A 13,621-nucleotide genomic window follows, 5' to 3' on the forward strand; every position below is an offset into this window, starting at 1 on the left:
TCTCCGGCCGCGGCGAATCGACCGTGAACTCGACAAACAAGACGTGAGCGCGACGACTCCCGACTTCCTCTCCGCGCTGGGCATCGACGCGCAGGCCACCGACCGCGACGTGCGCCGGGCTTACGCGCGGCGGCTGAAGGCGATCGATCACGAGACCGAGGTCGAGGCCTTCCACGCGTTGCGCGAGCACTACCAATCCGCGCTGCAATGGGTCGCCGAACGCGATCGGCAAGGCGTGCGGCAAGACCCGGCACCGGAAGCAGCACCGGCACCAGCGCAGGAAGCGGACTTCGGCGCGAGCAGCGAACAGGACGTCCCTGTCGACCACATCGCGAACACTGTCGCGGTGCCCGCACCCCTCGATGCCATCGAGGCAAGCGACGATCCGGACCAGGCCGTGTTCGACGAATTCAACGCGAAGCTGTCCGCCGAGGTCGACAGCGAAGCCTCCGCCGAAGCGGCGTTGACCGCCGCACTGCGGGATCCGCGGCTGGCGAGCATCGATGCACCGGCGCGTTTCGAGATGCGGGTGGCGATCCTCCTCGCCAACGGCTGGCAGCCCGGACACCAGTTCCTGCTGCTGCCCGCGATCCGCGTCTTCGACTGGCAGCGGGATTTCCGTCGCCTGGAGACGCTGGGACAGGTCGGCGAGTTCCTGCACGCGGCGATCATGCAGCGGGACTACTTCTTCGCGCTCTCGCGTGACGTCTTCGAGGTCTACGCGGAAATCGTCAGGCGGCTGCGCGACGGCAAGGATCCGAGCCGCCGCCTGCTGATGGAGGACATGTCCAAGCTGCGGATCCTCACGGCGCAGTTTCCTGATTGGTTGCATGTCGTCACGTCGATGGAGAACGTGCGACGCTGGTACGCGCTGTTCGACGCGTCGCCGGAGGCGAAGCGCTGGGAGAAGGAGGGGCGGCCGGTCGGCGTGCTTTACGCGGCCCCTGCGGAGGTCCCTCGACGCCGGTTCGCCGCGGGCGGCTGGTTGATCGCGCTGCTCGTGCTGGCGCTGCCGTCGCTGAAGAGCTGCATCGACGGGCTTTGACGCGTCCACTGAGGCTTCATCGCGTTCATCGGCGCTTTCATCGGAGCGCGCCCTGCCGCGTTAACGGGGCCCGCACACCGATTGCCGCATCCGCTGGCATGATCGCCCCCATGTCTTCGACACGCTGGTCCCTGGCGGACCTCCCGTGGTCCCGCATCGAGCCGGAGCGCGTGCGCGAGCACGACGCGCTCTTCCTGCTGGTCTGCAGCGCCTCGTTCATCGAGAGCGGCAGCGACATGTACACGCGCAACCTGATCGACCACTTCGCCGACGATGCCGAGGTCGGCGCCTGGCTGCGCGAGCAGTGGGAGCCGGAGGAGCTCCAGCACGGCGCCGCGCTCAAGGCCTATGTGCGGCACGTGTGGCCGGGCTTCGACTGGGAGACGGCGTATGCCGGCTTCTTCGACGAGTACGCGCGGCTGTGCACGATGGACGAGCTCGAACCGACGCGCGGCCAGGAGATGGTGGCGCGCTGCATCGTCGAGATGGGCACGACCACCTACTACCAGGCGCTGCATCAGGCGTGCGACGAGCCGGTGCTGCGCGACCTGTTCTGGCGCATCCGCTGCGACGAGGTGCAGCACTACAAGCACTTCTTCGCCTTCTTCCGCAAGTACCGTGAGGTCGAAGGGCTGCACCGCGGTCAGGTGCTCGCCGCGCTGGTGCGTCGCGCGTTGGAGCTGCGCAAGGAGGATGCGTCGATCGCGCTGAGGCATGCGGTGAACGGACGCCTGCGCACGGGCGCCGCCGATGGCGGTCCGGCGCCTATCGCCAACGCCGAGCAGTTGACGAAGGACGCCATCCAGCTCGTCAGTTCGAACCTGCCGATGGGATTGGCCGTGCGCATGACCTTGAAGCCGCTGTTGCTGCGCCCCGGCGTGCAGCGGGTGGTCGAGCGTCCGCTCGCGGCCATCGGCCGCCGTGTGCTGCTGACGTGACGCGCGTTGAAGCGTTCCGTTGAGCGCGGCCTCAGGCCGGCGTCCAGCGCCCCGCCACGTTCTTCAGCAGCAGGTTGATCGCCGCCAGCTGGCGGTTGCGCACCGACAGCAGCGAGGCTTCCGCATTGAAGGCGCTGTTCTGCGCCGTCGTGACGTCCAGGAATGAGACCGTGCCCGCGCGGTACTGGTCCGTCACCAGCTCGAGGTTGCGCTGCGCGGCGTCGAGCGCTTCCTGTTGCAGGCGCGCTTCCTCGCGCAGGTGATCGGTGAGGATCAGGTTGTCCTCCACCTCCTGCAGCGCGGTCAGCACGGTCTGGCGGTAGGTCGAGGTCGCGACCTCGGCGCTGGTGCGCGCCTGCGCGCTCGCCAGCTTGCGCTGACCGCCGTCGAAGATCGCCTGCGCCAGCGAGGGCCCCAGCGACCAGAACAGGTTGGGCGCCGACAGCAGATCGCTCAGCGTGCTGTTGCGATAGCCGGCGCTGCCCGACAGCGTCAGCGACGGGAAGTACGCCGCGTCCGCGACGCCGATCTGCGAGTACGCCGCCGCCACGCGCCGCTGCGCGGCGGCGATGTCGGGCCGGCGCTCCAGCAGCTGCGAGGGCAGCATCTCTGGTACCGCCGGCGGCTTCGGCAGCGTCGCGCTCTTCGTCAGATCGAGCGCCGACGGCGGCAGCCCCAGCAGCACCGCGATCGCGTGTTCCAGCTGGCCGCGCGTGGAGCGCGTCTCCAGCAGTTGCGCCTCGGCCGAACGCAGCTGCGTCTGCGCCTGCAGCACGTCGCTGCGGGCCGCAACGCCGCTCTGGTAGCGCGCCTGCGTCAGGTCGAGGAAGCGCTGATACGACTTCACGCTGCGGTCGTACAAGGCTTCCTGAGCCTCCGCAGTCCGCAGCGAGAAGTAGGTCTGCGCCAGCGTGGCCTGCGCGCTCAGCCGCGCCGCGGCAAGGTCGTCGGCACTCGCCTGCAGCGAGGCGTTCGCGCCTTCGCTGGCCAGACGCAACCGTCCCCAGAGGTCTGGCTCCCAACTCGCGTTCAGCGAGGCCTGCACGCTGTTGGTCGGTCCGCGGTTGATCGAACCGTTGGTGACGTTGCCGTCCGGACTCTTGCTGCGCGTGCCGGAGAAGCCTGCGGACAGCGTGGGGAAGAAGGCCGAGCGGCTCGCTTCCAGCGCGGCGCGGGCGCCTTCCACCTGGGCGACCGCCGCCTTGAGGTTCTCGTTGCCGATCACCAGCCGACGCTGCAGGTCGTCGAGGACCGGGTCGTCGAACAGCGTCCACCACTGCTCGGGGACCGGCTCGGCGGCGGCGGGGCGCGCCTGCTTCCAGAGCGCGTCCTCCTTGAACTGTGCCGGCGCCGCGACCGGCGCGGGCGGATCGACGCGCGTCACCGCGCAGCCGCTCATCACGGCGATCAGCGCCGTCATCGCCGCTGCCGCCGCGAGGGTGTTGAGGGCCGTGCGCGGGCGTGTGGCGGAGACGGAGGAGGCGTTCTTCATCATCGGGGTCTGCATGTCTGTGCGCATGTCTGTCTGCATGTTTCAGCCCTGCAGGGTCGGAGCCGCGGGCGGCTCGGGATTCATCGGGGGAGCGGCGTCTGGCGCGCCGCCGGCCTTGGCCGCGTTCGCGGCGCGCTTGGCTGCGCGGCGCTTCATCACGCGCTGGCGCAGCCGCTCCATCGTCACGAAGACGACCGGCGTCGTGTACAGCGTGAGCACCTGGCTCAGGATCAGGCCGCCGACGATGGCGATGCCCAGCGGCTTGCGCAGCTCGGCGCCGTCGCCGCTGCCCAGCGCCAGCGGCACCGCGCCGAAGATCGCCGCGAAGGTCGTCATCAGGATCGGGCGCAGCCGCAGCTTGGCGGCTCGGAAGATCGCCGCGCCGGCCGTGAGGTGCGTCGTCGTGCGCTGCCGCGCGATGGCGAAGTCGATCATCATGATCGCGTTCTTCTTGACGATGCCGATCAGCAGGATCACGCCGATCAACGCGATGATCGAGAACTCCGTGTTGAACATCATCAGCGCCAGCAGCGCGCCCACGCCCGCCGACGGCAGCGTCGAGAGGATGGTGACCGGATGGACCAGGCTCTCGTAGAGCATGCCCAGCACCAGGTAGATCGCGATGATGGCCGCGCCGATGAGGATGGGCTGCGACTTCAACGCGTCCTGGAAGGCGTTGGCCGTGCCGGCGAAGGTGCCGCGCACCGACACCGGCACGCCCAGCTCCGACATCGCGTTGTTGATCGCGTCCGTGGCCTGGGACAGCGAGACGCCCTCGGGCAGATTGAAGCTGATCGTCGACGCCGGCGAGCCGCTCTGGTGGTTCACCGACAGCGGCGTGTTGGTCGTCTCGACGCGGCTGAAGGCCGACAGCGGGACCTGCGCGCCGGAGCTGCTCGTGACGTAGAGCTTGCGCAGCGTCTCCGGCCCCTGCAGGTATTGCGGCGCCAGCTCCATCACCACGCGGTACTGGTTCAGCGGGTTGTAGATGACGCCGACCTGGCGTTGACCGAAGGCGTTGTTCAGCGTCGTGTCGATGGTGCTGACCGTCACGCCCAGCCGCGCGGCCGCGTCGCGGTCGATGACCAGCGAGGTCTGCACGCCCTTGTCCTGCTGATCGGTGTTGACGTCGGTCAGGTCCGGCAGCTGCGACAGCGCGTTGCGCACGCGCGGCTCCCATTCGCGCAGGACTTCGAGGTCGTCCGCCTGCAGCGTGAACTGGTACTGCGCATTGGCCTGCCGCCCGCCGATGCGGATGTCCTGCACCGGCACCATGAAGAGGTTGGCCCCGGGCTCGTGCGCCATCTTGTCGCGCAGCCGGTTCACGACCTGGTCGGCCGAGACCTTGCGCTCCTTCAGCGGCTTGAGCGTGATGTAGAAGTTGGCGCCGTTGCGCTGCCCGCCGCCGGTGTTGCCGTTGACGTTCTCGACCGCCGGATCGGAGAGGATGATCTCCATGAAGCGGTCGACCCGCTTGCGCATCATCTCGAAGGAGCTGCCCTGGTCCGCCTGCACGCCGCCGATCAGCACGCCGGTGTCCTGCTGCGGGAAGAAGGTCTTGGGGATCGCGCCGTAGAGATGCACGTTCAGCGCGACCACCGCGACGAGCGACAGCAGCGCCACCGGCTGGTGCCGCAGCGTCCACATCAGCGAACGCCGATAGCCGCGGGCCAGCCCGCGATTGAAGCGGCCGGCGGCACGCGCGAACCAGCCCTTGCGCTTGGTCGCCGCGCCGGGCTCGGGCTCCTTGCGCGGCTTGAGCACGCGCGAGGCCATCATCGGCGTCGTCGTCAGCGACACGATCATGGACACCAGGATGGAGGCCGACAGCACCACGGCGAATTCGCGGAACAGCCGCCCGACGACGCCGCCCATCAGCAGGATGGGGATGAACACCGCCACCAGCGACAGGCTGATCGAGATCACGGTGAAGCCGATCTCGCGCGCGCCGCGCAGGGCGGCCTCGACGGGCTGCAGGCCCTGCTCGATGTAGCGGGTGATGTTCTCCAGCACGACGATCGCGTCGTCGACGACGAAGCCGGTGGCCACCGTCAGCGCCATGGCCGACAGGTTGTCCAGGCTGTAGCCGCACAGGTACATCACGCCGAAGGTGCCGGCCAGCGAGACCGGCACGGCGACCGCGGGCAGCAGCGTCGCGCGCCAGCTGCGCAGGAACAGCAGCACCACGAGGATGACCAGGCCGACGGCGATCGCCATCGCGCGCTGCACCTCGTCCAGCGAGGCACGGATGGTCGGGGTGCGGTCGCTGATGACCTTGAGGTCGATCGCCGGCGGGATCGAGGCCTGCAGGCGCGGCAGCAGCTCGCGCACGTGCTGGACCGTCTCGATGATGTTGGCGCCCGGCTCCTTCTGGATGAACAGCAGGATCGCCGGCTGGCCGTTGGACGCGCCGTAGTTGCGCACGTCCTGGACCGAGTCGCTCACGTCCGCCACGTCGCGCAGCCGCAGCGCGGCGCCGTCGCGGTAGGACAGCACCACCGGCGCGTATTCGGCCGCGGTGCGCGCCTGGTCGTTGGCGCCGACCTGCCAGTAGCGGCCGGACTGCTCGACCGCGCCCTTGGGTCGGTTGGCGTTGGTGTTGGTGATGGCCTGGCGCACCTGGTCCAGCGAGATGCCGTTGGCCGCCAGCTTGTCCGGGTTGAGCTCGACCCGCACCGCCGGCAACGCGCCGCCGCCGACGTTGACCTGCCCGACGCCGCCGACCTGCGCCAGCCGCTGCGCCAGCACCGTCGAGGCGGTGTCGTACATCTGGCCGCGCGTCAGCGTCTGCGAGGTCAGCGCCAGGATCATGATCGGCGCGTCGGCCGGGTTGACCTTGCGGTAGGTCGGGTTGCTCGGCATGCCGGTCGGCAGCAGCGTGCGCGCCGCGTTGATCGCGGCCTGCACGTCGCGCGCGGCGCCGTCGATGTCGCGGCTCAGGTCGAACTGCAGCGTGACGTTGCTCGATCCGAGCGCGGAGCGTGAGGTGATCTCGGTGACGCCGGCGATGCTGCCCAGCGCGCGCTCCAGCGGCGTCGCGACGGTCGCGGCCATGGTGTCCGGGCTCGCGCCCGGCAGTGAGGCGGACACCGAGATCGTCGGGAAGTCCACCTGCGGCAGCGGCGCGATCGGCAGGAAGTGATAGCCGAGCATCCCCGCCAGCGCGATGCCGATCGTGATCAGCGTCGTCGCGACCGGCCGCGCGATGAACGGCGCGGAGATGTTCATCGCAGGTCTCCGCCCGGACCGGTCGGTCCTGCAGGATCGGCGATCTGCGGCGCGTCGGGACCGCGGCGTTCCTCGGCGGCGCGCGTTTCGCGCTTCACGCCGCGGCGTTCGCGCCAGCGCTGCGCCATGCGCGCGAAGCCGAGGTAGATCACCGGCGTCGTGAACAGCGTCAGCAGCTGGCTCACGATCAGGCCGCCGACCATGGTCACGCCCAGCGGGTGCCGCAGCTCATGGCCGACGCCGGTGCCCAGCATCAGCGGCAGCGCGCCCAGCAACGCGGCCATCGTCGTCATCAGGATCGGGCGGAAGCGCAGCAGCGAGGCCTGGTGGATCGCGGCGCGCGGCTCCAGCCCCTGTTCCCGTTCGGCTTCGAGCGCGAAGTCGATCATCATGATCGCGTTCTTCTTGACGATGCCGATCAGCAGCACGATGCCGATGATCGCGATGATGCCCAGGTCCAGCCCGCCGAGCAGCAGCGCCAGCAGCGCGCCGACGCCGGCCGACGGCAGCGTCGACAGGATGGTGACCGGGTGGATGTAGCTCTCGTAGAGCACGCCCAGCACGATGTACATCGTGACCACCGCCGCCAGGATCAGGAACAGCGTGCTCGACAGCGAGTTGCTGAACGCCTCCGCCGCGCCCTGGAAGCTGGTCTCGACGCTGATGGGCAGGTCGAGGTTGGCCTGCTCGGTCTTGATGGCCTTGACGGCGTCGCCCAGCGCGACGCCCGGGGGCAGGTTGAAGGAGATGGTCGCCGCGGGGAATTGCGCGACATGGTTGATCGCCAGCGCGACGGGTCGTTCGACGATCTGCGCAACGGAACTCAACGGCACCTGCACCGAGGTCGTCGACGTCGTGCCGGCGGCGTTGGTCGCCGTCGTGCTGCCGGGTACGTACAGCCCTTCGAGCGCGCGCGGACCGCTGCGGAACTCCGGCGCCGCTTCGAGCACGACGCGGTACTGGCTGGACTGCGTGTAGATCGTCGAGATCAACCGCTGCCCGAAGGCGTTGTAGAGCGCGGTGTCGATCGCCGCGATCGTCACGCCGAGCCGGCCGGCCGCCTCGCGGTCGATCTGCACCCAGGCCTGCAGACCCTGGTTCTGCAGGTCGCTGGCGACGTCCGCCAGTTGCGGCAGCGCCTTGAGCCGCTCCAGGAGCTGGTCGTTGGCCTTCTGCAGGTCGCCGGAATCCGGCGAGCTCAGCAGGAACTGGTACTGCGTCTTGGACACGCGGTCCTCGATGGTCAGGTCCTGCACCGGCTGCATGTAGGCGGTGATGCCCGGCACCTGCCGGTTCGCGTCGCCCAGCCGCGCGATGATCTCGGTCGCCGACGCGTGACGCGACGCGAAGGGCTTCAGCGTGATCTGCATGCGGCCGGTGTTCAGCGAGGCGTTGGCGCCGTCGACGCCGATGAAGGACGCAATGTGGTCGACGTCGGGATCCTTCAGGAAGACCTCGGCGAGCTTCTGCTGGCGCTCGCTCATCGCGTCGAAGGAGGTGCTCTGCGTGGCCTCGGTGATGACCTGCAGCAGGCCGGTGTCCTGCACCGGGAAGAACCCCTTCGGCACGACGACGTACAGCAGCGCGGTCAACGCCAGCGTCGCGAAGAAGCCCAGCAGCGTCAGCACCGGGCGGTCCAGCACCCAGTCCAGGCCGCGGCCGTAGGCCTGGATCATGGCCTCGAACTTCTCGCCGAACCAGGTGCCCAGGCGCGAGTGCTTCTGCTCCACCTCGGGCTTGAGCAGGCGTGCGCTCATCATCGGCGTCAGCGTCAGCGAGACGAAGGCCGAGATCAGGATGGACACGGCCAGCGTGATCGCGAACTCGTGGAAGAGCCGGCCGACGACGTCGCCCATGAAGAGCAGCGGGATCAGCACCGCGATCAGCGAGACCGTCAGCGAGATGATGGTGAAGCCGATCTGCTTCGATCCCTTGATGGCCGCCTCCATCGGCGAGTCGCCTTCCTCGACGTAGCGGGCGATGTTCTCGATCATCACGATCGCGTCGTCGACGACGAAGCCCGTCGAGATGGTCAGCGCCATCAGGGTGAGGTTGTTGATCGAGAAGCCGGCGAGGTACATCACGCCGAAGGTGCCGATCAGCGACAGCGGCACCGCGACGCTGGGGATCAGCGTGGCGCTGCCGCTGCGCAGGAACAGGAAGATCACCGCGACGACCAGGACGATCGCGAGCAGCAGCTCGATCTCGGTGTCGTCGACCGAGGCGCGGATGGTCGTCGTGCGGTCGGACAGGATCTGCACGTCGACGGAAGCCGGCAGCGTGCCCTGCAGCTTGGGCAGCAGCGCCTTCACGCGGTCGACGGTCTGGATCACGTTGGCGCCGGGCTGGCGCTGCACGTTCAGGATCACGCCGGGCGTGGTGTCGGCCCAGGCGGCCAGGCGCAGGTTCTCGGCGTCGTCGACGATCTCGGCGACGTCGCTCAGCCGCAGCGGGTTGCCGTTCTTCCAGGCAATGATGAGGTTCTGGTACTCGGCGGCGGAGCGCAGCTGGTCGTTGGCGTCGATGGTCGACGCGCGCTGCGAGCCGTCGAAGCTGCCCTTGGCCTGGTTGACGTTGGCCGAAGCGATGGCGCTGCGCACGTCGTCCAGCGACAGCCCTAGCGCCGCGAGCGCGCGCGGGTTCGCCTGGATGCGCACGGCGGGGCGTCGGCCGCCGGCGATGCTCACCAGGCCCACGCCGTCCACCTGCGACAGCTTGGGCGCGAGGCGGTTCTCCACCAGGTCGTGGACCTTGATCACCGGCAGCGACGGCGAGGTCACCGCGATCGTCATCACCGGCGCGTCGGCCGGGTTGACCTTGCTGTAGACCGGCGGCATCGGCAGGTCGCTCGGGAGCAGGTTGCTGCCGGCGTTGATCGCGGCCTGCACTTCCTGCTCGGCGACGTCCAGCGACAGGCCGAGCGAGAAGCGCAGCGTGATCACGGAGGCGCCGCCCGAGCTCGACGAGGTCATCTGGCTCAGCCCGGGCATCTGGCCGAACTGGCGCTCCAGCGGCGCGGTGACGGTGGTCGAGATGACGTCGGGGCTCGCGCCCGGGTAGAGCGTCGTGACCTGGATGGTCGGATAGTCGACCTCCGGCAGTGCCGACAGCGGCAGCAGCCGGTAGGCCAGCAGGCCGGCCAGCAGGATGGCCAGCATCAGCAGCGAGGTCGCGACCGGCCGCTCGATGAAGGGACGGGACGGGTTCATGGCCATGGCCTGTTGCCCCCGGCGATCAGTTGCCGCCGCCGGACGCCGCCTGCCGCTTGGCGCGTTCGGCGCGGCGCTCGGCGATCCAGGCTTCCCGCTCGGCGGGGCTCATCTTCATGACCTTCTCTTGGACGTCGGGCGGCAGACGGTCCAGCCAGGCCGGACGTTCGCCGCCGGCTTGTGCGGCGTCGTTGCGCGCCTCGGCGGTCGGTGCGCGCAGCGCGGCGTCGGCCGGATTGCCGGAGCCGCTCGCGGCGCCTTGCGGCGCCGATGCGCCCGAGCTGCCCGAGCTGCCCGAGGCCCGGCGACCTTCGCCCCAGGCGCCGGAGCCGGCACCGCCCGGCGCGCTCGCGCCGCGACCGCGACGCGGCGCCGCATTGGCGCCGGCGCGCTGCTTCGGATCGGCGGCGATGACCTCGACCTTCGCGCCTTCACGCAGGCGGTCGACGCCGTCGATGACGACGCGCTCGCCCGGCTCGATCTTGCCGTCCACGGCCATCCAGTCGCCGTCGACCGCGCCGGTCTGCACGACCCGTGTGGAGACGGTGTTGTCCGCGCCGACGACGTAGACGTAGAAGCCCTGCGAGCCGCGCAGCACCGCGGCGGCCGGCACGGCCAGGCGGTTCTGCTCGGTGGCAAGCTGCAGCTTCACGCTGACCGACTGGTTGGGGTAGAGCGCGTCGTCGTCGTTCGGGAACAGCGCCTTCAGCTTGATCGTGTCGGTGGCGATGTCGATCGCGTTGTCCGCGGTGGCGAGCTTGCCGGTGGCCAGACGCGTCTTGGCATCGCGGCTCCAGGCCTCGACGGTCATCGCGGTCTTGCCCTTCAGTCCGGCGCTGACCTGCGGCAGCAGCGCCGACGGCACCGCGAAGGTCAGCGCGATCGGGCGCGTCTGCGTGATGCTGACGATGCCGTTGGTGTCGCCGGTCTGGACCACGTTGCCGATGTCCGCCTGCTTCAGGCCGACGCGGCCCGAGATCGGCGCCTGCACGCGGCTGTAGGTGACCTGCAGCCGAGCGCTGTCGACGGCGGCCTGGTCTGCCTTGACGGTGCCGACAAGCTGATTGACCGTGGCCTGCTGCGTGTCGACCTGCTGGCGCGCGATCGCGTCCTTGGCGAGCAGGTCCTGGTAGCGCTGCAGGTCGATGCGGGCGTTGTCCAGCGTGGCCTTGTCGCGGGCGAGCTGGCCTTCGGCCTGACCGAGCGCGGCCTGGAAGGCGCGCGGATCGATCTGCGCGAGCGTCTGGCCGGCCTTGACCTGCTGGCCTTCGGTGAAGTGGATCTGCTGCAGCACGCCGCTGACCTGCGCGCGCACGACGGCGGTGTTGGAGGCGCTGATCGTGCCGATGGCGGCCGCGGTGTGGCGGATGTCCTGCAGCCGCGCGGGCATCACCGACACCGGCTGCACGCGGTTGGCGGCGAAGCGGCCGCCGCGACCGCCACCGGCGGCACCTGGACCGCCGGGACCGCCCGGGCCTCCTGCACCCGCGGGACCGCTCGCCGCGGAGGCGGGACCGCCCGCCGCGCCGTCGGCGCCGCGGCCCTTCCACCACCACCAGCCGCCGGCCGCAACGGCCAGCACGACCACGCCGAGGATCCAGGGCGTCGACCGGCCCTGCTGTCGCCGAAGCGCCGGTGCGGTGGAGAGGGGGGAGATGACGGTCCCCGGCACGCCGGGCAGGTTCTTGTTCGTGTTCATTCGGGCGGGCGATGCTTGCTATGTCGCTACCCTAGTATCTGGCGACAGCAGGCTGGTGTACCCGAGGAAAAGAATCGCAAAGCGTCGGGGCTAACCCGCGTATTCGCGGGGATCGGCGTGCGCGGCAGCCATGAAAAATGCCGCTCGAAAGCGGCATGTCCGTGGGGGCGCGACGGGCTCAGCTCTCGGCGAGCAGCTTCTCGATCGTGCCGTGCAGCGCCGCGAAGTCGGGCTCGCCGACGAAGCGCTTGACGATCTCGCCGCGCTTGTTGATCAGGAAGGTCGTCGGCGTGAGCTGCACCTTGCCGAAGCTGCGGGCGATCTCGCCGGTGCTGTCCATGGCGACGCCGAAGGGCAGGTTGCGGGTCTCCGCGTAGTTGGCGACGTAGGCCGGCGGGTCGTAGCTCATGGCGACGGCCAGCGTGTCGAAGCCCTTGTCCTTGTACTTCTGGTGCGTCGCGATGACCTGCGGCATTTCCTTGACGCAAGTGGTGCAGGAGGTCGCCCAGAAGTTGACCAGCATGACCTTGCCCGGCCAGGCCTGGACGGAGGCGTGCTTGGAGCCGTCGAGCAGCACGTAGTTCACCTGCGGGGCAGGTTCGGGCTTCAAGCCCTCATAGGCGAGGCCGGCGCCGATACCGACGGCGGCGACCAGCAGCAGGAGTCCGGACCAGCGAGGCAGCTTCATGGGGCCGGAGTGTATGCCCGGGGCTGTTCGCCCATCACTTTGGTGGGGCTTAAGTCAGGAGCCTGTCAGGGCACCCGTCGGGTCGACGCGACGGGCGAGGCCCCGACGGGTCAGAGTGCCTTGGACAGTTCAAAGAGCAGCACCGACGGCAGGGCATCCTGCAGGTTCTGACGCGAGATCCGCGCCATGTGGTCCGCGGTGGCCGTGGAGAGCTGCGTCTGCTGCTCGCCGTCCAGCACTTCGATGAAGCTGAAGTTGGGCACCTCGCCGACGATGTCGGCGCGCAGGCGGTCGAAGTCGGCATCGCGCATCGACTGCTCGAAGGCGATGCCGTGCGGCAGGCCTTCCTCGCAGAACTGCAGCGCCTCGTCCATCGAGCCGACGGCATCGATGATCAGTCCCATGTGGCGCACGGCGCCTTGGATCTCCTGACGCACCTCGCGGCGCGGCGAGACGATCAGCAGGTGGCAGCCCGCCAGCGGCTTGGAGTTGTGCGAGGGCGTGGGATCGTCCAGCTCGGGCCGGTCCGGCCGCGCGGGCGGTGCCAGTTCTTGCTGGACGCCGGGCTCGTCGCCGGCCACGTGCGGGAACTCCAGCGTCAGCATCGTGATGCCGGCCTCGTCCTCGCGCAGCGGCAGCGCGCCGAGGGTCAACGCAGTCTGCTCGATCAGGCGCCAATGCAGGGAGTTCAGCGACTCCGGCGGAGCGTTGATCGCCGCAGACGGGGCGCTGCCCAGGTCCAGCGAGCGGTGAGCGAAACGGCACATCAGACGCGCCTTGGCAGGCCACGGCGTCAGATCCAGGCGCATTTCCAACGACGAATGCGTGTTGGCGAGCGCCCAGTCCATCACCGCGTTCAGCAGCGAGAACAGCAGCGACGCGTCGGTGTGGACCTCGATCGGCTGCAACAACTGCCGGATCTGGATGCCCCGAGCCTGCGTCTCACGGCTCCGCTGCGTCAGCACGCCGCGCAGCACCTGCGTCAGCGGCACGCGCTCCCGCGACAACCGCAGCCGCCCGGACGCCAGCCGCGCCAGCTGCTGACTCACCATGCCCGCCTCGCGCGCCTGCGCCACCGAATCGCGCAACGCCCGCAAGCCCTGGCGATCGATCTGGCCCGTGCTGATCAAGGTGTGGATCCGCTCCAGCGCCGCACTCAACGGGCCGGCAATCTCGGCACCGAGCTGCTGGACGATTTCACCCCACTGCGAATCGCTCGGGGGCTGCGCCATGTCATTGGCGGCCAACGGCGCGGCAATGGAAGGGGGCGGGCGGGACATGCTCTCTCGTTCTTGTACGCCTCCGGCGGCATGCCGGGGCAG

The 13,621-nt window shown here is 69.5% G+C and carries 8 protein-coding genes; 2 read left to right on the top strand and 6 right to left on the bottom strand.

Annotated elements, in window-relative coordinates; genetic code table 11:
• Window positions 1–43: 43 nt before the first annotated feature.
• Window positions 44–1,045, top strand: a complete 1,002-nt coding sequence (locus tag ACQZ13_RS03625; RefSeq protein WP_431049880.1) for a hypothetical protein — start codon at window positions 44–46, stop codon at window positions 1,043–1,045.
• 110 nt (window positions 1,046–1,155) lie between these two features.
• Window positions 1,156–1,983: a ferritin-like domain-containing protein gene (locus ACQZ13_RS03630; RefSeq protein WP_431049881.1), complete on the top strand. Its 828-nt coding sequence runs from the start codon at window positions 1,156–1,158 to the stop codon at window positions 1,981–1,983.
• A gap of 31 nt (window positions 1,984–2,014) precedes the next feature.
• Here ACQZ13_RS03630 and ACQZ13_RS03635 read toward each other — a convergent pair whose 3' ends face one another.
• The 6 genes from ACQZ13_RS03635 to ACQZ13_RS03660 all read right to left on the bottom strand — a co-directional run bounded on the left by ACQZ13_RS03635 (window position 2,015) and on the right by ACQZ13_RS03660 (window position 13,579).
• Entirely contained in the window at window positions 2,015–3,502 is a 1,488-nt protein-coding gene (locus ACQZ13_RS03635) for an efflux transporter outer membrane subunit (RefSeq protein ID WP_431049882.1), read from the bottom strand.
• A gap of 15 nt (window positions 3,503–3,517) precedes the next feature.
• On the bottom strand, window positions 3,518–6,703 hold the full coding sequence (locus tag ACQZ13_RS03640; protein WP_431049883.1) for a multidrug efflux RND transporter permease subunit: 3,186 nt from the start codon (window positions 6,701–6,703) through the stop codon (window positions 3,518–3,520).
• Window positions 6,700–9,912: an MdtB/MuxB family multidrug efflux RND transporter permease subunit gene (locus ACQZ13_RS03645; RefSeq protein WP_431049885.1), complete on the bottom strand. Its 3,213-nt coding sequence runs from the start codon at window positions 9,910–9,912 to the stop codon at window positions 6,700–6,702. Before ACQZ13_RS03645 ends, ACQZ13_RS03640 begins: the two co-directional genes overlap by 4 nt.
• Before the next feature lie 25 nt (window positions 9,913–9,937).
• Window positions 9,938–11,611: an MdtA/MuxA family multidrug efflux RND transporter periplasmic adaptor subunit gene (locus ACQZ13_RS03650; RefSeq protein WP_431049886.1), complete on the bottom strand. Its 1,674-nt coding sequence runs from the start codon at window positions 11,609–11,611 to the stop codon at window positions 9,938–9,940.
• Between the two features lie 178 nt (window positions 11,612–11,789).
• Window positions 11,790–12,299: a TlpA family protein disulfide reductase gene (locus ACQZ13_RS03655; RefSeq protein ID WP_088407718.1), complete on the bottom strand. Its 510-nt coding sequence runs from the start codon at window positions 12,297–12,299 to the stop codon at window positions 11,790–11,792.
• 110 nt (window positions 12,300–12,409) lie between these two features.
• Window positions 12,410–13,579: a hypothetical protein gene (locus ACQZ13_RS03660; protein ID WP_431049887.1), complete on the bottom strand. Its 1,170-nt coding sequence runs from the start codon at window positions 13,577–13,579 to the stop codon at window positions 12,410–12,412.
• Between the last annotated feature and the right edge of the window lie 42 nt (window positions 13,580–13,621).

The sequence above is a fragment of the Roseateles sp. L2-2 genome (assembly GCF_050613215.1).
Classification (GTDB): domain Bacteria; phylum Pseudomonadota; class Gammaproteobacteria; order Burkholderiales; family Burkholderiaceae_C; genus Roseateles; species Roseateles noduli.